Annotated in this window: 26 protein-coding genes and 1 riboswitch; of the genes, 9 read left to right on the top strand and 17 right to left on the bottom strand. The window is 67.7% G+C overall.

What is annotated here, in order from left to right:
- Positions 1-31 precede the first annotated feature (31 nt).
- From ASE11_RS13060 to ASE11_RS13000, 13 genes are all read right to left on the bottom strand, one after another.
- Entirely contained in the window at positions 32-817 is a 786-nt protein-coding gene (locus ASE11_RS13060) for an amino acid ABC transporter ATP-binding protein (RefSeq protein WP_056271906.1), read from the bottom strand.
- A gap of 29 nt (positions 818-846) precedes the next feature.
- Entirely contained in the window at positions 847-1,503 is a 657-nt protein-coding gene (locus tag ASE11_RS13055) for an amino acid ABC transporter permease (protein ID WP_056271902.1), read from the bottom strand.
- Positions 1,500-2,147 carry an amino acid ABC transporter permease gene (locus tag ASE11_RS13050; protein ID WP_056271897.1) on the bottom strand — a complete coding sequence of 216 codons (648 nt, stop codon included), beginning with the start codon at positions 2,145-2,147 and terminating at the stop codon, positions 1,500-1,502. The genes ASE11_RS13055 and ASE11_RS13050 overlap by 4 nt, the downstream gene beginning before the upstream one ends.
- A 7-nt stretch (positions 2,148-2,154) precedes the next feature.
- Positions 2,155-3,000: a transporter substrate-binding domain-containing protein gene (locus tag ASE11_RS13045; protein ID WP_056271894.1), complete on the bottom strand. Its 846-nt coding sequence runs from the start codon at positions 2,998-3,000 to the stop codon at positions 2,155-2,157.
- 184 nt (positions 3,001-3,184) lie between these two features.
- Positions 3,185-3,952, bottom strand: coding sequence for a hypothetical protein (locus ASE11_RS13040; protein WP_056271890.1), 768 nt, complete (start codon positions 3,950-3,952; stop codon positions 3,185-3,187).
- A gap of 110 nt (positions 3,953-4,062) precedes the next feature.
- A complete protein-coding gene (locus ASE11_RS13035; RefSeq protein ID WP_082585716.1) occupies positions 4,063-4,776 on the bottom strand; it encodes a cysteine hydrolase family protein in 714 nt (237 codons plus the stop codon).
- A gap of 2 nt (positions 4,777-4,778) precedes the next feature.
- Positions 4,779-5,570, bottom strand: coding sequence for a creatininase (locus ASE11_RS13030; protein ID WP_056271881.1), 792 nt, complete (start codon positions 5,568-5,570; stop codon positions 4,779-4,781).
- A complete protein-coding gene (locus ASE11_RS13025) occupies positions 5,571-6,476 on the bottom strand; it encodes a DMT family transporter (protein ID WP_056271877.1) in 906 nt (301 codons plus the stop codon).
- A gap of 9 nt (positions 6,477-6,485) precedes the next feature.
- A complete protein-coding gene (locus ASE11_RS13020) occupies positions 6,486-7,247 on the bottom strand; it encodes an SDR family NAD(P)-dependent oxidoreductase (RefSeq protein WP_056271874.1) in 762 nt (253 codons plus the stop codon).
- Positions 7,248-7,264: 17 nt separating this feature from the next.
- On the bottom strand, positions 7,265-8,218 hold the full coding sequence (locus ASE11_RS13015; RefSeq protein ID WP_056271869.1) for an SDR family NAD(P)-dependent oxidoreductase: 954 nt from the start codon (positions 8,216-8,218) through the stop codon (positions 7,265-7,267).
- Between the two features lies 1 nt (position 8,219).
- Positions 8,220-9,230: a fatty acid desaturase family protein gene (locus ASE11_RS13010; RefSeq protein WP_200959352.1), complete on the bottom strand. Its 1,011-nt coding sequence runs from the start codon at positions 9,228-9,230 to the stop codon at positions 8,220-8,222.
- Positions 9,231-9,306: 76 nt separating this feature from the next.
- Entirely contained in the window at positions 9,307-10,323 is a 1,017-nt protein-coding gene (locus ASE11_RS13005; RefSeq protein WP_082585732.1) for an ABC transporter substrate-binding protein, read from the bottom strand.
- Positions 10,324-10,376: 53 nt separating this feature from the next.
- Positions 10,377-10,475: riboswitch (guanidine-I (ykkC/yxkD leader) on the bottom strand.
- A gap of 148 nt (positions 10,476-10,623) precedes the next feature.
- Entirely contained in the window at positions 10,624-11,193 is a 570-nt protein-coding gene (locus ASE11_RS13000) for a MarR family winged helix-turn-helix transcriptional regulator (RefSeq protein ID WP_082585715.1), read from the bottom strand.
- Between the two features lie 86 nt (positions 11,194-11,279).
- Between ASE11_RS13000 and ASE11_RS12995 the strand changes: the two genes are divergently transcribed.
- The 3 genes from ASE11_RS12995 to ASE11_RS12985 all read left to right on the top strand — a co-directional run bounded on the left by ASE11_RS12995 (position 11,280) and on the right by ASE11_RS12985 (position 15,791).
- On the top strand, positions 11,280-12,287 hold the full coding sequence (locus ASE11_RS12995) for a tripartite tricarboxylate transporter substrate binding protein (RefSeq protein ID WP_056271867.1): 1,008 nt from the start codon (positions 11,280-11,282) through the stop codon (positions 12,285-12,287).
- A gap of 2 nt (positions 12,288-12,289) precedes the next feature.
- Positions 12,290-13,534, top strand: coding sequence for a flavin-dependent oxidoreductase (locus ASE11_RS12990; protein WP_200959357.1), 1,245 nt, complete (start codon positions 12,290-12,292; stop codon positions 13,532-13,534).
- Between the two features lie 232 nt (positions 13,535-13,766).
- Positions 13,767-15,791 carry an ATP-binding protein gene (locus ASE11_RS12985; protein ID WP_162258043.1) on the top strand — a complete coding sequence of 675 codons (2,025 nt, stop codon included), beginning with the start codon at positions 13,767-13,769 and terminating at the stop codon, positions 15,789-15,791.
- A gap of 19 nt (positions 15,792-15,810) precedes the next feature.
- Here the strand turns inward: ASE11_RS12985 and ASE11_RS12980 are convergent, their stop codons facing one another.
- The gene (locus ASE11_RS12980; RefSeq protein ID WP_200959351.1) at positions 15,811-16,809 is read right to left on the bottom strand and encodes an AraC family transcriptional regulator; all 999 of its coding nucleotides are present in this window, start codon (positions 16,807-16,809) and stop codon (positions 15,811-15,813) included.
- Between the two features lie 144 nt (positions 16,810-16,953).
- Here ASE11_RS12980 and ASE11_RS12975 point away from each other — a divergent pair, with 144 nt between their 5' ends.
- The 4 genes from ASE11_RS12975 (at position 16,954) to ASE11_RS12960 (ending at position 21,451) form a co-directional block, all read left to right on the top strand.
- Complete coding sequence (locus ASE11_RS12975) at positions 16,954-18,339, top strand: tetratricopeptide repeat protein (RefSeq protein WP_082585713.1); 1,386 nt, start codon at positions 16,954-16,956, stop codon at positions 18,337-18,339.
- A 180-nt stretch (positions 18,340-18,519) separates the two neighbouring features.
- The gene (locus ASE11_RS12970; RefSeq protein ID WP_056271857.1) at positions 18,520-19,281 is read left to right on the top strand and encodes an endonuclease/exonuclease/phosphatase family protein; all 762 of its coding nucleotides are present in this window, start codon (positions 18,520-18,522) and stop codon (positions 19,279-19,281) included.
- Positions 19,278-20,486 (top strand): cardiolipin synthase ClsB, encoded by a 1,209-nt coding sequence (gene clsB, locus ASE11_RS12965; protein ID WP_056271854.1) that lies wholly within the window; start codon positions 19,278-19,280, stop codon positions 20,484-20,486. Before ASE11_RS12970 ends, clsB begins: the two co-directional genes overlap by 4 nt.
- A complete protein-coding gene (locus ASE11_RS12960; RefSeq protein ID WP_056271850.1) occupies positions 20,483-21,451 on the top strand; it encodes a lysylphosphatidylglycerol synthase domain-containing protein in 969 nt (322 codons plus the stop codon). The genes clsB and ASE11_RS12960 overlap by 4 nt, the downstream gene beginning before the upstream one ends.
- Here ASE11_RS12960 and ASE11_RS12955 read toward each other — a convergent pair.
- Positions 21,424-22,188 (bottom strand): SDR family oxidoreductase, encoded by a 765-nt coding sequence (locus ASE11_RS12955; protein WP_056271845.1) that lies wholly within the window; start codon positions 22,186-22,188, stop codon positions 21,424-21,426. The genes ASE11_RS12960 and ASE11_RS12955 overlap by 28 nt on opposite strands.
- 124 nt (positions 22,189-22,312) lie before the next feature.
- Between ASE11_RS12955 and ASE11_RS12950 the strand changes: the two genes are divergently transcribed.
- Positions 22,313-23,401 (top strand): BMP family ABC transporter substrate-binding protein, encoded by a 1,089-nt coding sequence (locus tag ASE11_RS12950; protein WP_056271844.1) that lies wholly within the window; start codon positions 22,313-22,315, stop codon positions 23,399-23,401.
- 16 nt (positions 23,402-23,417) lie between these two features.
- Here the strand turns inward: ASE11_RS12950 and ASE11_RS12945 are convergent, their stop codons facing one another.
- The gene (locus tag ASE11_RS12945) at positions 23,418-24,323 is read right to left on the bottom strand and encodes an NAD(P)-dependent oxidoreductase (protein ID WP_268766292.1); all 906 of its coding nucleotides are present in this window, start codon (positions 24,321-24,323) and stop codon (positions 23,418-23,420) included.
- 107 nt (positions 24,324-24,430) lie between these two features.
- Between ASE11_RS12945 and ASE11_RS12940 the strand changes: the two genes are divergently transcribed.
- Complete coding sequence (locus ASE11_RS12940) at positions 24,431-25,315, top strand: alpha/beta hydrolase (protein WP_235501282.1); 885 nt, start codon at positions 24,431-24,433, stop codon at positions 25,313-25,315.
- A gap of 238 nt (positions 25,316-25,553) precedes the next feature.
- On the opposite strand, the gene ASE11_RS12935 is transcribed toward ASE11_RS12940, so the two are convergent.
- Entirely contained in the window at positions 25,554-26,531 is a 978-nt protein-coding gene (locus tag ASE11_RS12935; RefSeq protein ID WP_056271838.1) for a GMP reductase, read from the bottom strand.
- Between the last annotated feature and the right edge of the window lie 163 nt (positions 26,532-26,694).

Below are 26,694 nucleotides of genomic sequence, written 5' to 3'. Positions count from 1 at the left end.
TGCGCGGTCAATTGCCGCCCGCCGCCGGCCTTCACCCCACGGGCGCCGTCCGCCCTTGCGAAAAGCGCTGCAGGAACTGGCGCCCGCGCTCTGTGCTGGGCTCCGCAAAAAACGCCTCGGGATGGCCGGTCTCCACCACCACGCCGCGGTCCATGAAGACCACGCGGTGAGCCGCCTCGCGGGCAAACGCCATCTCGTGCGTCACCACCAGCATGGTCATGCCCTCGGCAGCCAGATCGCGCATCACCGCCAGCACCTCACCGACCAGTTCGGGGTCGAGTGCGCTGGTGGGCTCGTCGAACAACATCAGTGCGGGCTTCATGGCCAGCGCGCGTGCAATGCCCACGCGCTGTTTCTGCCCGCCGGACAGGCGCGCCGGGAACACGTCGCGTTTGTCGAACAGGCCCACGCGCTTGAGCAGCACCTCGGCCTCGGCACGCACTTCGTCTTTCGGCCGGCGCTGCACATGCACGGGCGCCTCCATCACGTTCTGCAGCACCGTGAGGTGCGGCCACAGCGCGAACTGCTGGAACACCATGCCGATGCGCGTGCGCACCTGCGCAAGCTGTCGGTCGTTCATCACCACGCCACCCGAGGTGATGCCGATGGGCTGGCTGTCGATGAGGATGCGCCCGCTGTCGGGGCGCTCCAGCCAGTTGATGCAGCGCAGCAGGGTGGACTTGCCCGACCCCGAGGGGCCGAGCAGGCAGACGGTTTCGCCCGGCGCCACGGTGAACGACATGTTGTCGAGCACGCGCAGGCTGCCGTAGCTCTTGCTGAGCGACTGGACACTGAGGAGGGGGATGAGCGTGGGCATGGTGGTGCGCTGTGGTGTGTGAAGCGAACTCAGCGCCGCGCCTCGGCCATGCGGCCCACGGCGGCCACGCCGGCCTCCACCACCAGGCACAGCGCCCAATAGAGCAGCACGGCGGTGAGGAAGGCGGCGAACGGGATGAAGTGGCGCGACTGGATGGAGCTCACCGCATGGGTGAGCTCGGGCAGCGTGATGATGGTGAGGAAGGCACTGTCCTTGATGATCTGGATCAGCTGGTTGCCCAGCACCGGCGCGCTGGACAGCGCCAGCGGCGGCAGCACGATGCGCCGGAACAGGCCCAGGCCGCTGTAGCCGAACGCCACGCCGGCTTCGATGGGTGCGCGCGGCTGGCTGACCCAGGCCGCGCGCAGGATTTCGGCCATGTAGGCCGCGTGGTAGGCGGTGAGCGCAAAGAGGCCCGCGCTCCACGCATCGAACTGCAGGCCCAGCGACGGCAGGCCGTAGTAGACGATGTAGGCGAACAGCAGAAAGGGCGTGCAGCGAGCCAGGTCCACGAGCGCCTTGGCCGGCAGCGACCGCGATCGCTTCGGTGACATCAGCAGCATGGACAGCAGGGCGCCGAGCAGCAGCGCGACCAGACCCGCCAGCACCGACAGCAGCACGGTGTTGCCCAGGCCCGAGAGCAGCAAGCCGCGCTCCGACCACACGGTGGCGAAGTCGCGCATCATGCGGCGGCCCCGCGCAGCAGCGCGCGCCGCTCCACCCAGCGCTGCACGCTCACCAGCGCATAGACGATGGGGATGTAGATGGCCAGCGCCACCAGGAAAGGCGGCAGCGGCTCGTAGGTCTGCGCGCCGATGCGCACGGCAGCGCGCGTGATGTCGACCACGCCCACCACCGCGAGCACCGGTGTGAGCTTGACGAGTTGCGACATCTCGTTGATGAGGCCGGGCAGGGCGGTGCGCCAGACCTGTGGCAGCACGATGCGGCGAAAGCGCAGGGTCTGCCCCATGCCCACCGATTGCGCGGCTTCGATCTGGTCTTTCGGCAGATCGAGCAGGGCGGCGCGCCAGACCTCGCAGTTGAACGCGGCGGTGTTGAGCACCAGCGCGATCAGCCCGGCGGTGACCGGGCCCACCGACACGCCCGCCGTGGGCAGGGCAAAGAAGATCAGCAGCACCAGCGTGATGAGCGGCGTGGCGCGCAGCAGGCTCACGTAGATCGTCACCACGGGGTTGAGCAAGGGCACCCGGGCCCAGCGCGTCAGCGCCAGACCCAAGCCCAGCGGCAGGCCCAGCGCGATGCCGGCAGCCGAGAGCAGCAGCGTGGTCAGCGCGCCACTGAAGATCGACAGGACATCGGCAGGGCTCATGTGTGCGTCACTGCTCGGGCGTGTAGCTCACCGGCAGGTTGAAGGATTCGCCGAACCACTTCTTCTGCAGTGCCGGCATCACGCCGTTGGCCTTTTGTGCGGCGATGAAGTCGTTCATGAACTTCTGCAGCTCGGTGTTCCCCTTTTTCACCGCCCAGGCCGGGTACGAGTTGCCCGAGACCGGTTGGCCGAGTTCGAACACCGCGGGCTTCTCGGCCACCAGCGCCTTGAGGTTGATCACGGTGTTGATCACGAAGTCGGTGCGCTTGAGCGCGAGGTCCTGGTAGGCCTCGGGGTACGACGCGTACTCCACGACCTTGCCCAGCTTGCCGCCTTCCTTGGCCAACATGGCCTGCAGCTCGGGCAGGCGGCTCAGGAACGCGCTTCCGGTCTGCACACCCACGGTCTTGCCGTTCAGGTCCTTGATGCTCTTGATGCTGGTGTCTTCCTTGCGCTTGACGTAGTAGTGCGTGGCGTCGGCAATCGGGCTGGTGAAGTCCAGCGACTGCGTGCGCTCCTTGGTCATGAGCACGGCGGTGATGGCGATGTCGTATTTGCCGGTTGCCACGCCCGCGAGGATGCCGGGCCAGGGCAGGATCTCCTGGCGGATCTCGAACGGTGCGTACTTGCGCAGGGCATCGACCATCTCGTTGTTGAAGCCAGTGGGCTTGCCGTCTTTCACAAACTCAAACGGCCGGAAGTCGTCTTCGGTGACGACGGTCATGTAGCCGCGCTTCTTGATCTCGTCGAGGTTGGCGGCGTGTGCGGTACCCGCAGCACCCCACAGAGCGGGGGCCAGCAGCAGGGCGGCGAGCACGCCGCGGCGGGTGGAGGGAGCAAGGTTCTTGGGCATGGTTGGTTTCGTGAAGAGGTGGGAAGACAGGTGAAGAACGCTGCTTGCAAAGCGCAAGGAGCGTGCCCGGTGAAGCGCTTGAAAAACGCCGTGAAAGTGGCGGGTGCGGGACACGGCGGCGCCACCGGCCGCAAGCCCGGTGCATGGGACATCGCTCGCACTTCGGCGGTGCGGTGCGACCGCTTCAGTCCGGTGCGTCCACCGCGTGCCACTCCAGCACTTGCCAGCGCTGAGGGAGGCGCGCGCTGCCGACCCAGGCGGTGTGCTGATCCTTGCGCTGCACGGTGACGCTGTCGACCCGCCCTTCGAGCGCTGGCACGGAGGCGCGCTCGATGGTCCACACACCGTGTTCCAGCGTGCCGAAGCTGATGTCAAAGTCCAGCAGGTCCTCGGCCCGCTGCGGATGGCGCGCCACCACCTCGGCCAGCGAGTCGTCGGGCGCCGTGCCGGCGGGCCAGGCGGCGCTGCGCGGGCGCAGGTGCATGAGGTAGCGCCCGGCCACCAGCAGCCGCTCGGCCGTGGGTGCGCCGGTGGCGTCGAGCGCGGCCAGCGCGATGCGCGTGCCCAGCGAGCCGGGCAGGCGTTCCCACACTTCGAAGTACTGCCCGTGGATGCCGGTCTCGTGCACGCAGTCGGGTGCCTCGAACACCATGTGGCCGGCGTCGGGTGTGCTGCGCGGGGGCTGCAGGTCGATCTGGCGTTGCCAGGTGCAGACCTCGGGCTGGCCGGCATCGGGGTGGGTGATCAGCGTGGTGCCACCGAAGCCCTGCTGTTCGGCGCGGCCGGCGGGGGTGGTGCGGTCGGCTTCGGGCGGCACACGCAGGTCCCCGTGCCACAGGCCGGTTTGCAGCCAGCGCACCCAGGTGGTGGTGTCGTGTGTGGCGGGGGTTTGCAGCAAGGTGCGTTGCCACACGCCGTGGTAGCGGTCGGGGATGAGATCGTTAGCGTTCATGGGTGTGGGTGAGGGCTTCGACAAGCTCAGCCCGAACGGATATGGGCTCAGCCCGAACGGATATGGGCTCCGCCCGAACGGATATGGGCTCCGCTCGAACGGAGTTTGCGTCAGGGTCCGGTGAAGGCTTGTGCCCAGGTGCTCACGCGGGCGTTCAGTTCGTCGGGTGCGGTGTTGGTCAGACCCTGCAACGAAGCCACCACCTCGTCGGTGCTGCACACGCGCCCGAAGATGCCGCCCTCCACCCCGATCATGGCCAGCGCGCTCGCCTGCAGCGCTGGGTTGCTGGCGGCCGTGGCGTCACCCACGGTCGTGCAGAGGAAACCCCGGTCCACCGCTTCGCGCAGCGTGGAGTGCACACACACCTCGGTGGTCACGCCGCAGACGATGAGCCGCTCGATGTCGCGCGCGGCCAGCAACTGCGCCAGCCGCGTGTGGTGGAAGGCGCCGTAGCCGGGTTTGTCGATCACTTCTTCGCCCGCCACCGGTCGTACGGCGTCCACGAAGTCATGGCCTTGTTCACCGCGCACCAGCAGGCGACCCAGCGGCCCCTGGCTGCCAATGGGTGCGCCCGCGTCCACGCTGCGGTGCAGCTTGGAGGCGGGGCAGTCGCTCAGGTCGCTCAGGTGGCCTTCGCGCGTGTGCACCACCAGCAGGTCGGCGGCGCGCGCGGCCTGCAAGAGCCGCACGGCGTTGGCCACCACCGCCTGCAGGGGGCCGATGTCGATGCCGGCTTTGTCGGCGTAGCCGCCGGGGCTGCAGAAATCGCGCTGCAGGTCGATCACGACCAGCGCGGTGCGGTTGGGGTCGAGTGCGGTGTCCATGTTCAGACGCCGGCGGGCCGGGTGAAGCCGGTGGTGATGGCCTCGGCCATGCGGCGTGCCACCTCGGTGGCCAGCAACCGGCCCTTGGCGGCATCAGACCCTTTCGCGGACGAGAGCACGCCCGAGGCCGGCACCCAGTCGGTGCGCGGTGGGTACATGTCGTAGGGCGGAAAGTCGGCCGGGCCGTCGTCGGGCAGCAGGTCCATGCGCACGAGGTGGGGGTGGTAGTGCAACATCATGGACGTCTCCAGCACGGCCGCATGCTCCAGCGCGAAGCCGGGGAAACCATCGGGGAACACATCACCCAGGGTTTCGGGTGTCATGAAATCCCAGTACTCCAGGCGCATGACCTGCAACGGGTTCGCCGGGTCGGCGGCTCTGGCGTCGCGCAGGCCGAGGTCGATGCCCTCGATCAGGAACCACTGGTTCTCGTAGTGGCCGTTGACGATCACGAGCTGGGTCAAACCGTGCCGCGCGAACTCGCGCACCGCGTCGCGCACCTGGCCCACCAGCGTGGCCGCGTCCACGCTGGTGGTGCCGCAGAAGTGCTGACCGCCGCCGCACTTGGGCTGCGACTTGTAGCCGTACGACAGCGTGGGCGCGACCAGCCCGCCCACCAAGGCGGCGGAGTCGGCCGACACGGCGCTGGCGAGCAGGCCGTCGGTGCCCAGCGGCAGGTGCGGGCCGTGCTGTTCGAGCGCGCCCACGGGCAGCAGCACGGGCGGCTGGTCGCGCTGCACGCGCGACTGGTAGTCGACCCAGGAGAGTTCGTTCATCCACACGGTGGGGTTCATTCAGGTTCCTTGGGGTTGGGTTTTGGGAACAGGTGAGGTGTCGGTGGCCTCGGCCAGCGCGGCCAAGGCGATCAGCGCGCCCCCGGCCCACTCCAGGCCGGTCATGGACTCGTTGCCGAACCACAGCGCGCTCATCACCGCCACCACCAGCTCGGCCAGCAGGATCACGCCGGCCTTGCTGCTCTCGATGTGGGTCACGCCGAACTGCCAGGTGGCGGTGGCCAGCAGCAGCCAGACGAAGCCGTAGGCCAGCACGGCCAGCCACACACCCAGGCCCATGTTCGTGGGCGCGCTGTGGCCCAGCGCGCTGGTGGCCATCAGCGAGATCACACCGCAGCCAGCGAACACCGCGAAGGTCTTGCTCACCATGGGCACCTGCTGCGCGGCGCGCGCGATCACGTTGTTGGCCGTGAAGCAGAAGCCGGCCGAGAGCGCGAGGAAGTCCACGAAGGTGAAGGCCAGGTCGATCCCGCCCGGGCCGCCCAGGAACAGCCACAGCCCCACCAGCGCCACCACCACGGCCGCCCAACGCAGCGGCGGAATGCGCTCTTTCAGGAACAGCCAGCCGCCCAGCACCGACCACACCGGCGAGAGGTAGAACAGGAACATCACCCGCACCACATCGCCCAGCATCAGCGCGTTGACGAACGCGGTGTTGGCCCAGCCACCGACCACGGCCAGCGCCAGCAGCAGGCCCCACTGGGGGCGCCAGGCGGCGCGCTGGCGCCAGATGAAGATGCCGCTGGCCAGACCCACCAGGCCGTAGGACAGCAGCGACACCATGGGACCGGTGAGCCCCTGCGCGATGAACCACTTCAGTGGCATCCACGACAGGCCCCACAGCGAGGCAGAAAACAGCAGCACGCCGGTGGCGACGCGGTTGGACGGGTGGGTGAGCACGGACATCGAAAGCACTCAGGGCATGGTCGAACCGCCGTTGGGCCCCAGCACCTGGCCGCAGTAGAAGCGCGACAGGTCGGACGCGAGAAACAGCGCGGTGGCTGCGATTTCCTCGGGCTCGGCCACGCGGTGCTGCGGGATCGCGAGTTCCTTCTCCATCCACTCGGGGCCCATGTGCTCCAGCGAGACCATGGCCGTGTTCACCGGGCCGGGCGCGATGGCGTTGACGCGGATGCCGTGCGGCGCGAATTCGCGCGCCAGCGACTTGGTCAGACCGATCACGCCGGCCTTGGCCGCGCAGTAGGGCGCGCAGTTCTCGCGGCCCAGGATGCCGAGGTCGGACGCGAGGTTGACGATGACGCCGCTGCCGCTCGCCACCATGCCGGGCAGCACGGCGCGTGACATCAGAAACACCGACTTCAGATCGACGCCGAGCATGCGGTCCCAGTCGTCTTCGCTGGTGTCGAGGAAGGGCTTTTCCTGAATGATGCCGGCGTTGTTGACGAGGATGTGGAGATCGCCCACGGTGTGCAGCACCTCGCCCACGAGACGCTGCACGGCTGTGCCGTCGCTCACGTCGGCACTGATCGCAAAGGCCTGCCCACCCGCGGTCTTGATGATCTTCACCACCATGGAGGCCTCCTGGGGCCGGTTCAGGTGGTTGACCACCACGCGCGCACCGGCCTGAGCAAACAGGATGGCGATCGCGCGGCCGATGCCGGTGGCCGCGCCCGTGATCAGCGCGGTCCGGCCGGCGAGCGAAAGCGAGACGCTCATTGGACTACCCTGCGCGCTCATGCCATCACCTCGCCGTGGCTTGCCACCAGGCATTGGCCGGTGAGCGAACGGGATTCGCCGCTGGCGAGAAACAGGAACACGCCGGTGATGTCGGCTGGCGTCAGCATCTCGGGTACCGCCTGGCGCGCCAGGATCTCGCGCTCCACCTCGGCCTCGCTGCGGCCTTGCTCTTGCGCCATGGCGGTGAGCGAGCGCATCGCGGCCTCGGTGCGAATCCAGCCGGGGCAGACCGCGTTCACGCGGATGCCGCGGGCACCCAGTTCGAGCGCCAGCGAGCGAGTGAGGCCGACCACTGCGTGTTTGCTCGCCGCGTAGGCCGAGAAGCCGGCCACGCCGATGCGGCCCCAGATGGAGCTTTGGTTGATGACGCTGGCGCCGCGCGGCAGCAAGGGCAGCAGCGCCTGCGTGAGCCGCACCATGGAGGTGACGTTGTTGTCGAGCAGGCCGGCCCAGCGGTTCATGGAGTCGGGCGCCGGGTCGTCTATGGGTGTGGGGTACTCGGTGCCGGCGTTGTTCACCAGCACGTCCAGGGTTCCCCAGCGTTCACGCACCTGGTCTGCAACGGCGGCCACTTGTTGGGCGTCGCCGAGGTCGCACATGATGCAGAGGGCTTCGACAAGCTCAGCCCGAACGGGGGTGGGCTCAGCCCGAGCGTCAAACACTTCCGTTCGCCCTGAGCCTGTGGAAGGGCTCACCAACCCTGTGGACGGGGTTTCGACAAGCTCAGCCTGAACGGAGGTGGGCTCAGCTCGAACGGAGGTGGGCTCAGCACGAACGGAGCTGGCTTGGTCTTGCCGGATCAGATCCAGGGTGAGCGTTGAATCGACCCGGTCCAGCAGCATCAACCGCACACCCTGCGCCGCAAAGGCCCGCGCCAGCGCCTGGCCGATGCCGCCGGCCGCGCCGGTGATGAGCACGCTCTTGCCCTGCAGGCCGTGGTCGACGGCCATGTCAGACTGCGGTCAAAAAGGACACCCCGACCGCGCCCAGGAAGCCATCGGCACGGCCCGACGTGCCGGGCGGCTGCACGGCGCCGTAGTTGCTCGCCAGCACACGCTTGACGCGGTTGATGTGGAAGCTCTTCAGCAATTCACCCACGGTGATCACCTGCGGGTAGCTGTCGGGGTAGAGCTCGCGGTGGAACGCGGGCAGGCGGTACCAGGGCGCGGTGGGGCGCTCGTGGTGCGCGTTGTGAAAGCCGAAGTTGAGCCAGACCAGGTTGAGCCATTTCGCGTCCAGGCTCACCACGTCGCTGTACGTGTTGGCCTGTTCATAGGCACGGTCGCGCAGCTTGTCGGCCGGGATCGGCGTGTCGTCCAGGATGGGGTAGGCGTCGTAGGTGTGCTGGAAGCAGTCGGCGAAACGCAGCACGGTCACGAAGATGAGGAAGGCGAACGCGTACAGCAGCAGCGCCTTGAGCGACCACCAGCCCAGCAGCGCCAGCGCGACAAGTCGCACCACGACCACGCCGATGACGCGGCCGCGCGCTTCCTTCTTCTTGTCGCCCATGAAGGGCATGGCGATCACGAAGCCGCGCATGACGAACTCCACCGCCGGGATCCAGGCCCATTCCAACGCCAGCACCACACGGCGCACCAGCGGGTGGGCGCGCAGGAAGGCCTGCGAATCGAAGGTGATGACGTCGGCGCGCTCCACGTGGTGGCGCATGTGCTTGCGGCGCATGTCGGCGAAGCTGGCGTAGCAGCTGCCGTTGATCCAGCTCATGAGCGTGCCCCAGCGTTCGTTGGCCTGTGGCGTGCGAAAGATGGCGTTGTGCGCGAACTCGTGGATGAAGTAGGCCGACCAGATGAGCGTCTGCGCCACCAGCAGCACGCCCAGTGCGTTCAGCAGCCAGCTCGTTTGTCCCAGCAGCGCGATGCCCGCGGGCCAGCCCAGCACGGTGAAGCCCATGGCGGAAACGTTCGGCCACACGCCGTCCTCGTATCGGAAAACCGGTTTCATGGAAATGCCTTCGGTGGAGATCGCAGTCGTCACCGCACCGATGCCCTGGCGGGCACTGGTGCAGGTGCCCCGGGAGTTACTTCAGCGCCTTCACGAGACTGGCGTCGAAGGTGGCTTCGGTGGCGGGGACGGCGGTGATCTGGCCCTTGGCCTTGAGCAGCTGGCCGATGATTTCACCGCTGGCGTAGTACGAGGTGGTTTCCTTCGCGGGCGCGAAGGCCTTGGGCATCTCGGCCAGCGGGATGTTGTAGACACCGGTGAGCTGTTCCTTCACCTCGGCGGCCGACACGCCCATGAACTTGCCGATGATCTTGTGCGCCTCGGCGGGCTTGGCCTTCATGTAGGCCATGCCGTCGAGGTAGGCCTTCATGATGTTGGTGATCTCGGCGGGCTTGGCCTTGATCACCTTGTCGTCGAACACCAGCACGTCGGCGATCAGGCCGGGTGCGTTCTTCGAGGAGAACACCACCTTGAATTTCTTGCCGCCGCCCTGGCCGAGGATCTGCGACAGGCTGGGCTCGTAGGTCACGCCGATTGGCAACTGGCCGGAAGCCATGGCGGCCGGCACGGCCTCGGGTGTCATGCTCACCGGGGTGATGTCCTTCTCGGTCAGGTTCACCGTCTTGAGCGCGTAAGACAGCAGGAAGTCGCTCGGCGAGAGCGGGTTGTAGCCGATCTTCTTGCCCTTGAAATCGGCCACCTTGATGATGCCGCCGTCGGCCACGATCGCGTCGCCACCGTTGGAGTAATCGATGGGCATGACCACCTTCATGTTGCGTCCCGCCGCCACCTGGCCCACCACCTGGTCGTAGGTCAACATGCCGCCGTCGACCGCGCCGGAGGCGATGGCCGCGGGAATCAGTGCGGGGTCGTTGAAGACCTGCAGCGAGACCTTGAGGTTGTATTTCTTGTAGAGGTCCAGCGCCTCAGCCACGTAGAACGGGCCATAACCGATCCACACCACGGTGGCGATCTTCATGGAGGCGGGGGTCTGGGCGAACGAGGTGAGCGTTGCCAGCGACAGCGCCAGGCCCAGGGCCGGCTTGAGGAAGTGGTTGCGCCGACTCGAGTGGGTGGGGGCAGAGGATTTCATCATTGAGGCTCCATGGGTTGAAAGGACGCGCAGGAAGAACCGATCTGTGATCGTTCTCCCGGGCTTTTGTCCCTCCGTGGAGCCTGCGATGAGGCCGGCACACTCTCGGACCAGACACCGCGGAAGCGGTCGGAACCCTAGTGCACCTGAGTGCCGAGCTGTCTCGGGGGCGGACCCCAGATGGCTCTTCTTGCAAGCGTGGTATCAGCAGAAAGCGTGCCAGCCGTTTGCCGAAGGCAAGCGCGTTTTTGCGCCGCGCGGGCGCCGGTTTTGCACCAAAAGCAGATGGCAGCGGGCGTCTCAGCCGCGCTTGGCCGGCGCACTGCGCCCCGTGTTGGTGCGGGGCTTGCGCGCAGCCCGGACCTGGGGCTCGCTCGCTGTTTCGCCCGGGGTCTCGACCAGATCCGGCGGCAGCAGGGGCACGAAGGGTGCGCGCGCATCGGCGGCCAGGCCTCGGGTGAGGGTTTCCAGAATCTCGATCAGTTGCTGTCGCTGCGTGAGCGTCAAGGGCGAGAGCAGACGCTGGTAGGCCTGCTCGGCCGGGTCGCGCGCCCGCTGCAGCAGCTTCTTGCCGGCCGGCGTGAGCACCACCGCCATCTGGCGCTTGCTGTGTTCGGACATGCGCCGCTCGATCATGCCGCGCTCCTCCAGCCCCTTGCACACCCGCATCACGGTGACCTTGTCGAACGCCAGCGCACGCGCCAACCGGGTCTGGTCCAGGCCCGGTTCGTTGGCCAGCACGGTGAGCACGCCGTACTGGGCCGGGGTGAGGCCCACGCTGGCACAGGCGGTTTCGAACACCGCCGCCGAAATCTGGTGGGTGCGGCGCAGCAGGAAGCCCGGGCGCTGGTACAGGTCTTTCAGGGTCATGAAGTGAAAACTCGGGATTCTACGAATGGCGGTCAACCGGCGTTGACTTTCATAATGGTTCGCATGCTAACGATAGGAGACATCAAATGACAGGCTCGAAAACCCTTGCTGCTGTTTCATGGCAGCCCCTGGCATCTTGCGCCCGCCGCGGCCTGCTGGCGTTGGCGGTGCTCGCCAGCACGGGTCTGGCCCACGCCCAGACGACCGATGCGCCGCTGCGCCTGATCGTCCCGTTCACCCCCGGCACTGGCATCGATCTCATCGCCCGCACCATCGGACCCCGGTTGTCCGAGCGCCTGAAGCGTCCGGTGGTGGTGGACAACCGGGCCGGGGCCTCCGGCAACATCGGCACCGAGGCCGTGGTGCGCGCCGCGCCCGATGGCAACACCTTGTTGGTCAGCGTGAACACTCTGGTGATGAACCGCAGCCTCTACCCCGCAGCGCCGTTCGACCCGCTGCGCGACCTCACGCCGGTGAGTCTGACCAGCTGGGGCCAGTTGATGCTGGTGACCCACCCCAAGACCGGTTTCAAGACCGCCAGTGACCTGGTGGAAGCCGCCCGCCGGGCGCCCGGCAAGCTCAACTACGCCTCGCCCGGCGTGGGCACGCCGCACCACTTGTCGATGGAGCTGTTCAAGAACACCAGCAAGAGCTTCATCACCCACATCCCCTACCGCGGCACCGGCCCGGCGCTCACCGACCTGCTGGGTGGCCAGGTGGACGCGATGTTCCTGCCGATCCATGTGGCGCTGCCGCAGATCCGCAGTGGTCGCCTGGTGGCTCTGGCCATCGGCAGCGACAAGCGTCACGCCTTGCTGCCCGACGTGCCCACGCTCACCGAGTCGCGCACCGCCGACGTGAATGTGGACATGTGGTACGGCGTGTTTGCGCCCAAAGGCATGGCCCCGGCCATGGTGGCCACGCTCAACCGCGAGATCAACGGCATTCTGGCCAGCGAGGAGGTGAAGAAGGCGTTTTCATCCCAGGGCATGGACCCGAGCACCAGCACGCCCGAGGCGTTTGGCGAGCTGGTCCAGAAAGACGCGGAGCGTTGGGCGGCTCTCATCAAGGCCCAGAACATCAAGGCTGAATGACGATGGCAGAGCAGACCGCGATCGCGGTGGTGGGCGGCGGCATCGCCGGGCTGGCGTTTGCCCTGGCGCTGCACCAGCGCGGCATTGCCTGCGATGTGTACGAGGGTGTGGCCGAGGTCAAGGAGCTGGGCGTGGGCATCACGCTGCTGCCGCACGCCATGGAGGAGCTCACCGCGCTGGGCTTGCTGTCGCCGCTGGAAGCTGCGGGCATCGAAAACCGCGAGAGCGTGTTCTTCAACCGGTTCGGCCAGCGCGTATACGGCGAGGCGCGCGGGCGGCATGCGGGCTACGAACTGCCCGAGCTCGGCATCCACCGCGGCAAGCTGCACCGCATCTTGTTTGACGCGGCGCTCAAACGCCTGGGCGCGGAGCATTTGCACACGGGTTACCGCTGCACCAGCCTGGCGCAGGACAGTGAGGGCGTCACGCTCTCGTTTTCCGACAACGCCCAGGGCCCGGTGGCGCCGGTGCGCGCGCAGTGGGTGGTGGCCTGCGACGGTGTGAACTCGGCCATCCGCAAGCACTTCTACCCGGACGACCAGATCTGCTACGCCGGCATCAACACCTGGCGCGGCACCACGGTGCACAAGCCCATCCTGGGCGGAAAGAGCTACATCCGCGTCGGCTCCATCGACACCGGCAAGATGGTGATCTACCCCATCGTCGACAACGTGGACGGGCGGGGCAATCAGCTCATCAACTGGGTGGCCGAGATTCGCGACAGCGAAGCCCGCATGAACGACTGGAACCGCCCGGGCCGGGCCGAGGACTTCCTGCCCACCTTCGCCGACTGGACGTTCGACTGGCTCGACGTGCCCGCGCTCATCACCGCAGCCGAACACGTGTTCGAGTACCCCATGGTCGACAAGGACGCGCTGGCGCGCTGGAGCTTCGAGCGCGTCACCCTGATGGGCGACGCCGCCCACCCCATGTACCCGCGCGGCTCCAACGGATCGGCGCAGGCGCTGATCGATGCCCGCACGCTGGCCGACGAAATCGCCAACGAACAGGCCGCGGGGGGCGATCTGCGCGCCGCCCTGCAGCGCTACCAGGACGCCCGCCTGCTGGCCACCGCCCGCGTGGTGGAAACCAACCGCACCCTGCCACCGGACTTCATCATCATGAAAGCCGACGAATTGAGCGGCGGACGGCCCTTCGACAACATCGACGATCTGATCAGCCAGGACGAGCTGCGCGCCATCTCGGACAACTACAAGCAGATCGCGGGCTTTGCGCTGAAGGGCTGATTCCCCGCACGCGCTGCACTGGTGTGGGGGGTATCCGACAAATCGGGTGAATTGCTGCGCTCCTGACACCTGCCAGGCGCGGATTTGTGGCACTGTCGGCAAAGGTGCCGTCCGTGGGGGACGGGGCACCCACCTTGTGCCATCCAGCATGCCGCGATCCACACACGCGAAACGAAATCAGACGGGAGATGACGCATGGCTTGGGGGCCTCGCCGGGCGTTGGCTGTGTGCCGTGGTCCTGGCATGGGCGGCCGTCTGTCCTGTGGTGCAGGCGCAGACCACTTTGCGCTATGGCGGTGACGCCGCGTTCCCGCCTTTCGAGTCCCTCAATGCCCAGGGTCAAGCCGAAGGCTTTCAGATCGACCTGATGCAGGCCGTCGGCCGCGAACTGGGTGTGGAGGTGTCCACCAGTCTGCAAGCCTGGCCGGCCACGGTGGAGGCGTTCAAGGCGGGGCGGGTGGACGTGATCGCGATGGTGGAGACCACCGAGCGACGCGCCTACGCGCACTTTCTCAAAGGCCACGCGGCGCCGGCCTTTGCGGTGTACCTGCCGGTGGGGTTGCCAGCGCCGCGTGCCCTGCAGGATCTGCAGGGGTTGCGCATTGCCGTGCTGGACCACGAACCCATGCGCGAGAGCCTGAGCAAGTGGCTCTCCGGTATCGACGCCACTTACGTGCGCGCGACCGACGCGCAGTCGGCCTTGCGGGCGGTGAAGCTCGGGTTCGCCGACATGGCTTTGCTGCCCCGCGCCTACGCCGATCCGGTGATGGCCTCGGGTGAGGTGCCGGGCCTGGTCGCTGGTTTGAGCAACCTGAGCTTGCAAACGTATTCGTTGGCGGTGGTGCGGGGCAACGACGAGTTGCGCCAGCGCCTGCAAGAGGTGATGGATCGGCTGGAGGCCAACGGCAGCTTGCCCGCGCTGCGCGAGCGCTGGCTCAACGACAAGCCCGCGAACGCCGAGAGACAGGCGATGGAGCGGGACATGGCGCAGCAGCGCCGCTGGACCTGGCTGGTCGCCGTGGGTGGGACGCTGCTGCTGTTGCTGGCTGCGTACCTGTTGCGCCAGCGTGGGCGCTCGGTGGCCACCGAGCGTGCACGGCGCAGCGAGGCCGAGCGTTCGTTGCGACGATCCGAAGAACTGCTGGATCGCACCTTCCAGCGCAATCCCGAGCCGATGCTGGTGGTCGACCATGACAGCGGCGTTGTGCAGGATGCCAACCCGGCGGTGGCGACCCTGCTGGGTTTGCCCGAAGGCGAGGTGGTGGGGCAGCCGTTGCGTGCCCTGGCACACCACATCGGCATGGACAACCTGAAAAGCATGGCGCGCGCGATCGATCTGGGCGGCCTGCTGGACGCGCTGCCCGTGACCGTGACCCGCCGCGATGGCCAGCAGCGCGCCTGCCTGATCAGCGCCGACAAGATGCGCGTTGGCGCGCTCACCATCGTGTTGTGCATCGTGCGCGACGTGACCGAGCGCATGGCACAGGACGCGGTGTTTCGCCAGGGTTACCAAGCCTTGCAGGCGATGAGCGAGCAGGCCAGCCTCGACGCGCCAGACACGCTGCCGCCGTTGGACCCCGGCGAGGATCGCGTGCGCGAGTTCACCCGGGCCGTGGCGCACGACCTGCGGGCGCCGTTGCTGGCCATCCAGGGCTTCATGGGTCTGATGCGCGAACGCATGGAGCAAGGGCACACCGACGAGGCGCTGGAATACAGCGAGCAGGTGGACAAGGCCACGCGGCGCATGAACTCGATGATCGATGCGCTGTGCAAGCTGGCGCAAATTGACGAGGAGGTCTTGCGGCGTCAGGACATCGACATGCGCACCCTGGCCGGGGACACCTGGGCTCTGGTGCGCGGTGGCGAGACCGATCGGGCCATCGAGATCCGGTTCGATTCGCTGCCGCACGCACAGGGCAGCTCGGATCTGGTGGCGCAGGTCTGGCAGAACCTGCTGCACAACGCCTGGAAGTACACCGCACGCGTGCCGGTGGCGCGCATTCGGGTCGACAGCTTTCAGGAAGATGGTCGCACCTGGTACCGCGTGACCGACAACGGTGCCGGTTTCGACATGGCGCACGCCCGCCACCTGTTCCAGCCGTTTCGGCGCATGCACTCGACATCGCAGTTCGAAGGCAGCGGCATCGGCCTGAGCATGGTGCAGCGCATCGTGCGCCACCACGGTGGTGAGGTGCGCGTGCGCAGCCAGCCCGGCGTGGGCACGGTCGCCGAGTTCACGCTCGACCCGGTGGTCTGATCGGCCGGGCCCCCTGCGCTCAAAGCCTGGGGTCAGGCGGCCTTGACGCGTGCTGCTTGCGCCAGGCCGCGGGCGCCATCTGGTGCGCGCGCTTGAACGCCCGGTGAAAGGCCGGCTCCGACTCGTAGCCTGTGGCTTCGGCGATGCGCGCGATCGGCTCGTTGCTCTCCAGCAGCCGCTGTGCGGCATACCGCATGCGCTGGCGTGCCAGGTAGCGCATGGGGGGTTCGTCCATCAGGGCATTGAAGCGCTCGGCGAAGGCCGAACGCGACAAACCCACCTCGCGCGCCAGCTCTTCGGTGGTCCAGCCGCGCTGTCGGTCTCCATGCAGCAGGGCCAGGGCGCGGCCCACCTTGGCGTCGCCCAGGCCCGCCAGCCAGCCGGTGCTGCCCTCGGGTTGTTGCGCGAGGTACTGGCGCACGGCTTCGGCGAACAGCAGCTCGGCCAGCCGACCGAGCAGGTTGGGCGAGACGCCGTGCACCACGCCCATGGGCTGTGAGGCGAATCGCAACGAGCTCTCGAACCACTGGGCGGCGGCCGGGTCGCGCAGGCTCAGGTGCAACACCCGGGGCAGGGCGTTGATGAGCGGATCGTTGACGTTGTCGTGCCCCAGGTAGCCGCAGAAGAACCGTGTGATCGGTCCCTGGCCCCTGTGTGTGAGGCGCAGCAGTCCGCTGTCGCCCGGCTGGTGTTCCAGTTGTTCCACCGCCATGGGTGGCACGGCCAGGTCGCTGCCCACCAGATGGCGGTCGTTGCGCGGCAGGATCACCAGCTCGCCCGCGCGCACCCGCACGGCGCCCGCCTCGCCCTCCACGCGCAGGGTCATTTCGCCCTCGCACACGTAGTGGTAGGCGATCACCTCGCGCGGTGCGGGGTTGAATTCCACGCAGTCCTCCGGCCCGACTTTGGAGAACACGCTCCAGGGTGCGCCGATCTCGGCCTCGACGAAGACGCCGCCGCGCAGGCGCAGCGCGTGCAGCACGTCGGTCAATGCATCGATGGGGTAAGGGGCGGTCATGGCAGGCGTTTCGGCAAGAAAAGCCGGCGCCGCGGGCATGGCCCCGGCGGGCAGAGGGGCATAGATTAATCCCACCGGTGCCAGCGAGGCAATGCCCTCCGTCCATTACCGAGCACCGGCCACGCAACCAAGGAGTATTTTTCAATGATCACCGACGCACAGGGTCACACCCTCACCGGCGCCACCGCAGAGGCCGCCACCCACTTTGAACAGGCCGTCACCGCCTTCAACCTGTACCGCGGCGACCCGATGGCCGCGCTGGAGCGCGCCACCGAAGCCGCGCCCGGTTTTGTCATGGCCTACCTGCTCAAGGCCCACCTGATGGCCATCGCCACGGAGCCCGCTGCCGCTGCCGGCGCGCGCGAGCTGCTGCAGGCCACAGCCGATCTGCCCATGAACGAGCGCGAGCGTTCGCACCGCGTCGCCATCGAGTTGATCCTGCAGGGCGAGTGGTCGGCTGCGGCCATCGCGCTGGACCACCACCACACAAGCCACCCGTTCGACATCGTGGCGCTGCAGGTGGGCCACCTGTGCGACTTCTTCCGCGCCAACGCGCGCAGCCTGCGCGACCGCATCGCGCGCACCCTGCCGCACTGGAGCGCCGAGATGCCGGGCCACTCCATCCTGCTCGGCATGCATGCCTTTGGCCTGGAAGAGTCGGGTCAGTACGCGCAGGCCGAAGACGTGGGGCGCAGCGCGCTCGATGCGCAGCCGCTGGACTGTTGGGCCCACCACGCCGTGGCCCACGTGATGGAGATGCAGGCGCGCCACCAGGACGGCATCGGCTGGATGATCGCGCGCGAGCCGCACTGGTCGGGTGACGACAACTTCTTCCAGGTGCACAACTGGTGGCACCGCGCGCTGTGCCACCTGGAACTCGGCCAGGCCGATCAGGCGCTCGCACTGTACGACGGCCCGATCCGCAGTGGGCGCAGCGCGGTGGCGGTGGACATGGTCGACGCCTCCGCCCTGCTCTGGCGCCTGACGATGAGCGGCGTGGACGTGGGCGATCGCTGGAAAGAGCTCGCCACCGCCTGGGACGCGCACGCCGATGGCGCGCTCTACCCGTTCAACGACTGGCACGCGGCGATGGCCTGGCTGGGCGCGGGCCGCACGTGCGACGTGGAGCGTCTGCAAGCGGCGCTGCGTGGCGCCCCTCGTGATCGGGAAGCCTCGCGCTGGGCGGCCGACACGGGGGCCGATCTGGTGGCCGGCTTCGCCGCCTTCTGGCAGGGCGACCACGACTCGGCTGTGCAACACCTCCACCGCGCACGCTTCATTGCCAACAGCTTTGGCGGCAGCCACGCACAGCGCGACGTGATCGACTGGACCCTGACCGAGGCCGCGCTGCGCGGGCGCCGCATCGGTCTGGCCGAGGCGCTGGCCAACGAACGCCTGGCGTTGCGGCCGCACAGCCCTGTCAACCGCGGCTTCCTGCTGCGCGCCGCCGACCGGGGCGTGGCAGGCGGTGCGCGCCGTCAGCGCGGTGTGGGCACGGTGGCCGAGCTCACGCTCGATCCGCAACACTGAGCTGGTCCCGAAAAGGCTGGTTGCGGGTCGACAAGCGCCGCGTCATCCTGCAGGATGGGAGTGGGTGCTCGCGCCGCGGCGCACCTGGTCTGTGCGCCATCACACGGACAACTGCGCGATCCCGATGCAGGATGGAGGGATGCTTATGCTGTTCCCAGCGCGTGCGCGCCATTCCAGGGCATGAGCGCGCTTCCGCTTTCAAGGTCGTTGCGCGTGCTCACCGTCAACATCCACAAAGGCTACGACGTCTTCAACAGCCGCTTCGTGCTGCACGAATTGCGCGAAGCCGTGCGCGCCGTGCAGAGCGACCTGGTGTTCCTGCAGGAGGTGCAGGGCGGCACCGAGGGGCGCAGCGCGACCTCGGTGGGCGCGCAATACGAGTTCCTGGCCGACGAGATCTGGCCCGATCACGCCTATGGGCGCAACGCGGTGGCCGAGGGCCTGGACCACGGCAACGCGGTGCTGTCGCACTTTCCCGTGGTGCGCAGCCACAACCACGACATGTCGCTGCCGGGGGTGGAGCCGCGCGGCTTGCTGCACTGCGAAGTGACCCTGCCCGATGGCCTGCCCGCGCTGCACGTGATGTGCGTGCACCTGGGGCTGCGCGAATCGCACCGGCGCCACCAGCTCGCGCGGCTGTGCGAGACCGTGCAGGCAGAGGTGCCCGCCGATGCACCGCTGGTGGTGGCCGGCGATTTCAACGACTGGCGCTCGCGCGCCGATGCGCTGCTCGCGCCCAGCGGCCTGCGCGAGGTGTTCAGGGAGGCACATGGTCATCACGTGCGCAGCTTCCCCGCACGCTGGCCGCTGCTGCGGCTGGACCGCATCTATGTGCGAGGTGTCGCCGCCGCCCAGCCACTGCCCATGCCTCGGCGGCCCTGGGCGCAGCTGTCCGACCATGCGCCGGTGGCGGCCGAGATCGAAGTGTCGGAGGCACCATGAACTCGCGCTGGGTACCGGGCAACCGCATCACCCTCCTGGAGAACGGCGAAGGCTACTATCCGCGCGTGTTCGAGGTCATCGCCGCAGCCGAGCAAGAAGTGCTGCTGGAGACCTTCATCCTGTTTGACGACAAGGTCGGGCGCGAACTTCAGCAGGCCTTGATGGCCGCGGCCCGGCGTGGCGCCCAAGTGCACGTGCTGATCGACGGCTGGGGATCGCCCGACCTCCCGGCCTCGTTCACGCAGCCCTTGCTCGATGCCGGCGTGCGTCTGCGCAGTTTCGAGCCGGCGCAGCGCCTGTTCGGTGCGCGCATCAACCTGCTGCGGCGCATGCACCACAAGCTGGTGGTGGTCGATGGCCTGAGCGCATTCGTGGGAGGCATCAACTATTCGATCGACCACCTCCATGAATTCGGGCCTCAGGCCAAGCAGGATTACGCGGTCGAGATCGAGGGTCCGCTGGTGGGGCAGATTCAGGCCTTCTGCCGCGCCAACGTGGACGCGCCGCAGCCGGCACGCAGGCAGTGGCTCCAACGCTGGCGTGCCGGCCTGGCGCGCGGCGGTGTTGCTGACGTTCATGAAGACGGCGCGGTGGCCGCGTTCGTCACGCGTGACAACAACGAGCACCGCACCGACATCGAGCGCCACTACCGCGTCGCGGTGCGCAGCGCGCGCCAGCGCATCCTGATTGCCAACGCCTATTTCTTCCCCGGCTACCGCCTGCTGCGCGACCTGCGACAGGCGGCGCGGCGGGGTGTGCAGGTCGACCTGGTGCTGCAGGGCCACCCGGACCAGCCCTGGGTGAAACGCGCCACCGAGCTGCTCTACCGGCACCTGCTGCGCGCTGGCGTTCGCGTGTACGAGTACAACGAGCGGCCGCTGCACGGCAAGGTGGCGGTGGTGGACGACATCTGGGCCACCGTGGGCTCCAGCAACCTCGACCCGACCAGCCTGAGCTTGAATCTGGAGGCCAACGTGGTGGTGCGCGACGCAGTCTTCTCCCGGCACCTGCGCGAGCGCATCGACCACCTGATGACGCAGAGTTGCGACAGCGTGCAGCGGCCTGCCACGGGGCGCTTGCGCTCGGCCTGGATCGCCGTGCGCAGCATGGTGGTGTTTCATGTGCTGCGGCGTTTTCCCGTATGGGCATCGAAATGGTCGGTGCGCGAACCGAAGGTCGTGCCGATGCACGTCGACGCGCCATGAGTCCGGCGGCGCAGCGGGCCTGGCGATGGTTCAAGCGCATCGCGCCGTGGGCACTGGCCGCGCTGGTGCTGGCGCTGGTGGTGCGGCAGGCTCGCACGGTGGCGTGGCCCGAGGTGTGGCGGGCGCTGCAGGCGCTCACGCTGGCCCAGGGGTTCACGGCAGCGGGCCTGGCGCTGTTGAGCTACGGCCTGTATGCCAGCTTCGACCTGATCGGGCGCCGCCTCACCGGCCACACGCTCTCGATCCCGCGCACGCTCGCCACCGCCGCCATCAGTTATGCGTTCAACCTCAACTTCGGCGCCCTGGTCGGCGGCTTCGGTCTGCGCCTGCGGCTCTACATGCGCGGTGGCCTGTCGGCGCCGACGGTGGCCAAGGTCATTGCGCACAGCATGGTGACGAACTGGCTGGGTTATCTGTGGGTGGGTGGTGCCGTGCTGTTGTTCGCCCCGCCGCGACTCCCCGAGTCGTGGGTGCCGGGCGATCTGGGCTTGCGCGCCATGGGCGCGGCGATGTTGGCGCTGGCGCTGGGCTACCTGGCGCTGAGCACCTGGTCGCGCCAGCGCGAACTGAGCTGGCGCGGGCACACCCTGGCCTTGCCCGGCGCCCGCCTGGCCGCGCTGCAGGCGTTGCTGGGGGGCGCCAGCTGGCTGCTGATCGGCGCCATCGTCTGGAGCCTGTTCGGTGGGCGCATCGACTACCCCGCCGTGCTTGGCGCGCTCCTGCTGGCAGCGGTGGCCGGCGTGCTCACGCACGTGCCGGCCGGCCTGGGTGTGCTGGAGGCGGTGTTCGTCGCCACGCTGGGCGGCCGCCTGCCCGCCACCGAGGTGCTGGCCACGGTGCTGGCCTACCGCGCCGCCTACTATCTGCTGCCGCTGGTGCTGGCTCTGCCGGCCTACGCATGGAGCGAAGCCGCGGCGCGGCCGCGCACTGCGGCCGCTCAGCCCCTGCCCACGAAAGGCATCTGACTGGCCATCACGGTCATGTTCAGCACGTTGGTGGACAGCGGCAGGCCCGCCATGTAGCGCACGGCCTCGGCCACGTGCTGCACGTCCATCATGGGCTCGGTGGCCATCGTGCCGTTGGCCTGGCGCACGCCCTGGGTCATGCGCGCCGAGAGTTCGGTCAGCGCGTTGCCGATGTCGATCTGGCTGCACACGATGTTGAAGTCGCGCCCGTCCAGGGCGATGGTCTTGGTCAGGCCCAGCACCGCGTGTTTGCTCGCGGTGTAGGGGCTGCTGAAAGGGCGCGGCGCGTGGGCCGAGATGGAGCCGTTGTTGATGATGCGCCCGCCCTGCGGCGTCTGTCGGCGCATCAGACCGAAGGCGGCGCGCGCGCACAGGAACACGCCCGTGATGTTGGTGTCGATCACGTCCTTCCAGCGCTCCAGGGGCAGCTCGTCGATCGGCACGGCCGGGGCGTTGACGCCCGCGTTGTTGAACAGCACGTCCAGGCGGCCATGGCGTTTCTCGATCTGGTCGAACAGGGCCTGCACGCTGTGTTCGTCGCGCACGTCGGCCGGTATGGCCCATGCATGCTGGCCGGCGGCCTGGGCCGCTTCGGCCACGGCGGCCAGCGGCTCGGGCCGGCGCCCGGTGAGCACCACGTGAAAACCGTCCTTGAGCAAACCGAGCGCCACGGCGCGGCCGATGCCGCTGCCGGCGCCGGTGACCAGCGCAACACGGGGAGAGGGAGCAGATGCCATGGGGTGTGCCTTGTGTGGGAGGTTGAACGGACGAGGGCACATGGTAGTCGGCGCATCGGATCGCGCAGCCCCGCATGCTTGCGGATGGGGGCATTTTGGAGTACACGGTGGCCGAGGAGGCGCCATGAACGCACCACCCACCGCCATCACCCGCCGCCTCCTGCTGGCCGCACTGGGCAGCAGCGTGTGCGCCCCCTTGTCGGCGGCGTTGCGCCCGCTGAAGGTGGGCTTCATCTACCCCGGGCCAGTGGGAGATGCGGGGTGGACCTTCGCGCACGACGCTGCTCGCCGGGCGGTCGAGGACCGCTTCGGTCCGCAGGTTGTCGTGACGGTGGTGCCGGCCGTGCGCGAAGGCGCCGATGCCGAACGCGTGCTGCGCGATCTGGTGGCGCTGGGCCATGGATTGATCTTCGCCACATCGTTCGGCTACATGGAGGCCGTGCTCCGGGTGGCCGCCGACCATCCGGACGTGAAGTTCGAGCACGCCACCGGCTTCAGGAACGCAGCGAACGTGCGCACCTACGACACGCGCTCCTACGAGCCTGCGTATCTGGCCGGTCTGATCGCTGGAGGCACGACACGCAGCGGCCTGCTCGGCGTGGTGGGTGCGCTGCCCGCGCCGGCGGTTCTGAACGGGATCAACGCCTTCACCCTGGGTGCGCAGGCGATGGACGTCGCGACGCGCGTGCGCGTCGTTTGGGTCAACGCGTGGTATGACCCGCCTCGCGAGACCGAGGCCGCGCTGAGTTTGTTGAACCAGGGGGCCGATGTGCTGATGCTGACCACGGATTCCCCGGCAGCCCTGCAGACGGCCGAGCGACTGGGCCGGCATGGCTTTGGCCTGTCCAGCGACATGGGCCGCTTTGCGCCGAAGGCGCACCTCGGCTCCATCGTCAACAACTGGGCACCGTATTGCATCAGGGCCGTGGGCGAGGCGCTCGATGACCGTTGGGTCACGGGCCATGCCTGGTGGGGCATGAAGGAGGGGGCGGTCGATCTCGTGGGCGTACCCGCCGACGTGCCCACTGCGGTCAATGCCCGGGTGGCCGCCGTGCGCGGCGGCCTGAGCGACGGCAGCTTCGCGATCTGGCGCGGTGCGTTGATGGACAACAGTGGCAAGGAAGTTCTGCCCCGGGGCCAGGTTGCCGACGACGCCTTCCTGCGCCAAATGAACTTTTACGTGAAAGGTGTCGAGGGACGCGTGCCGGGTTGAACACCCCACCCTGGATTCAGGCCATGCCGTTGCGGCTGGCGAGTTCGACAAACAGGGCCGAGTGGTCCAGATCGGCCAGGCCGTGGTCGACCGACTGGGCGTAGAGCTGTTCGAACAGGTTGGTGATGGGCGCATCGAACCCGATTTCGCTGGCCGTGGTCAGCGCGTTGCGCATGTCTTTCAGTTGCACGGCCACCGCGGCGCGTTTGGTGAAATCGCGTTCAACCATGCGCTGGCCGTGCACCTGCAGGATGCGGCTGTCGGCAAAGCCGCCGGTGATGGCCTGCTTGACCTTGCCCATGTCGGCGCCGCCCTTCTCGCACAGCAGCAGTGCCTCGGCCACCGCGCCAATGGTGATGCCCACGATCATCTGGTTGGCGAGCTTGGCCAGTTGGCCGGCGCCGTGCGGACCCACATGCACCGGGCGGCCCAGCAGATCGAACAAGTGACGCAAGCGCTCGAACACGGCAGGCTCACCGCCCACCATAATGGCCAGCGTGCCGGCCTCGGCGCCCACCGTGCCGCCCGAGACGGGTGCGTCCAGGTGGTGCATGCCGGCAGCCTCGAGGCGCGCGGCGTGGTCACGCGCCTGGCGCGGCAGGATGGACGACATGTCGACCACCACACTGCCCCGACGCAAGCCGTCCACGGTGCCCTGGGTGAACAGCACGTCTTCCACGATGTCGCCGTTTTCAAGCAGGGTGATGACGATGTCGGCCTGGGCCACGGCCTCAGCGGGTGTGTCGGTCACGCGGGCACCAAAGGTTTCCAGGCGCTCGGCCTTGCCGCGCGAGCGGTTCCACGCGCTGACGGTGCAGCCGGCTTCACACAGGCGACGGGCCATGGGAAAGCCCATCAGGCCGATGCCGAGCACGGCCACTTGCAAGGCGGGGGAAGGTGGGGTGGAAGAGGTGGTGTTCACTGAGCGCCTGGAGAAGCATTGAGGGGGATTCCGTGTACAGAATAATGGTGTTTGCTGAGCCCGTCAGGACATGCTGACAACGACCCCCCATGACACAATGCGCGACCATGGAAAAAACACCTTCGACCGACCCCGTCTGGCTGGACAGTGAGTACAACAACCGGGCGCTGGTGCCCGAGCACGCCGAGTATTTCAAGCGTTGGGCTGAAAGCTCGGCACAAACCCGACAGAGCAGCCGCCCACTGCTGGATGTGAGCTATGGCCACGGCCCCGGAGAGACACTGGACATCTTTCCCGCACCGCGCAAGGCGGGAGCGCCGTTGGCGCCGGTGATGCTGTTCATCCACGGCGGCTACTGGCGCAGCCTGGACAAGTCCGACCACTCTTTCATCGCGCCCGCGTTCACGAAGCACGGAGCCTGTGTGGTGGTGCCCAACTACGCGCTGTGCCCCGCGGTCACCATTCCGGACATCGTGATGCAGATGGTGCATGCCCTGGCCTGGACGTTCCGCCACATCGCCGCGCACGGTGGTGATCCGCACCGCATCTCGGTGGCGGGCCACTCGGCGGGCGGGCATCTCGCCGCCATGATGCTGGCCTGCGAATGGCAGCGCGTGGGTGACGATCTGCCCGAGGCGCTGGTGAAGAACGCGCTCTCGATCTCGGGCTTGTACGACCTGGAGCCGGTGCGGCTCACACCGTTCGTGCAGTCGTCCTTGAAGTTGACGCCTGCGCAGGTGAAGAAGGCCAGCCCGGCGCTGTTGCCTGCGCCATTGCTGCGCGAAGGCCGGGGTCAGCTGTACGCGGCCGCTGGCGGCGATGAGAGCAGCGAGTTCCTGCGCCACAACCGCCTCATCCAGCAGGCCTGGGGATCGGAGGTTGTGCCGGTGTGCGAGGCCCTGCCGGGGCTCAACCACTTCAGCATTGTCGAGGCCTTGGCTCAGCCCGGGCATCGGCTGCATCTGTTGGCTCGGGAGCTGCTGGCGGTTTGACGGTTGCCGGGTCTCCTCCTTGATGCCGCTGCGCCGTGCCCCATGGCCGCCGATGACCTCGTTGGCGCTCGTCACATGGGCGCGCAAGCATCACTTCAGGCTCGCGGGCGCATGGCGTTCTGCGCAGCGAAATCAAGGGGGAGGACCGGCGCAGCCGGTCCGGAGGACATTCGCGGAGCAGAGCGCCATGCGTCCGCGAGCCACGCGAGGTGGTTGAGCGAAAGGTCTCCCAACCCCGTCACATCAACAAATGCTCTCCCGCATTGTCCCCACCCAGGATCACGTAGTTCACCTTGCGCACGTCCATCAGCTTCGTCCCACCCGAATAGCTGATGGAGCTTTGCACGTCCTGCTCCATCTCCACAAGCGTGTCGGCCAGCTTGCCCTTGATGGGTTCCAGAATGCGTTTGCCTTCCACGTGCTTGTACTCGCCCTTGTTGAAGTCGCTGGCCGAGCCGTAGTACTCCTTGTAGAGCACACCATCCACCTCCACCGTCTGGCCCGGTGACTCTTCGTGGCCCGCGAACAGCGAGCCGATCATCACCATCGAGGCACCGAATCGCACGCTCTTGGCGATGTCGCCATGGCTGCGAATGCCGCCGTCGGCAATGATGGGTTTGGTCGCCACGCGTGCACACCATTTCAGCGCACTGAGCTGCCAGCCGCCGGTGCCAAACCCGGTCTTGAGCTTGGTGATGCAGACCTTGCCCGGACCCACGCCCACCTTGGTTGCGTCCGCGCCCCAGGTCTCCAGGTCGATCACCGCCTCCGGTGTGGCCACGTTGCCCGCGATCACGAACGACGACGGCAGCTTCTCCTTGAGGTAAGCGATCATGTTCTTCACGCTGTCGGCGTGGCCGTGCGCGATGTCGATCGTGATGTATTCGGGCGCCAGGCCCTCGGCCACCAGCTGGTCCACCGTGGCGTAGTCGGGCGCTTTCACGCCCAGCGAGATCGAGGCGTACACATTGTGGGCGCGCATGTCGCGCACGAACTGGAGGTTGTCCAGGTCGAAGCGGTGCATCACGTAGAAGTAACCGTGCTTGGCCAGCCAGACGCAGATGGACTCGTCCACCACCGTCTTCATGTTGGCCGGCACCACCGGCAGTCGGAACTTGCGACCACCCAGCTCCACGCCGGCGTCGCATTCTGACCGGCTCTCCACGCGGCACTTGCGCGGCAGCAGCAGGATGTTGTCGTAGTCAAAAATTTCCATGAGAAAACCAGGCTCCAGAAAACTGTTGTTGAACAGGGAGAGCGCTTGGCTTGGCCGGTCTTTCTGGATGACCCAAAAAGAAACCGGGCGCAAGAATCTTGGGCCCGGTGACTGATTCTAGGCGCCTTGAGCTGCTCGCGGGCGACTTTGCATGCCCCCGATC

It is taken from the genome of Hydrogenophaga sp. Root209, from assembly GCF_001428625.1.
Lineage (GTDB): Bacteria > Pseudomonadota > Gammaproteobacteria > Burkholderiales > Burkholderiaceae_C > Hydrogenophaga.
The sequence above is the reverse complement of the archived record's forward strand: the minus strand, read 5'-3'. Positions and strand labels throughout refer to the sequence as shown.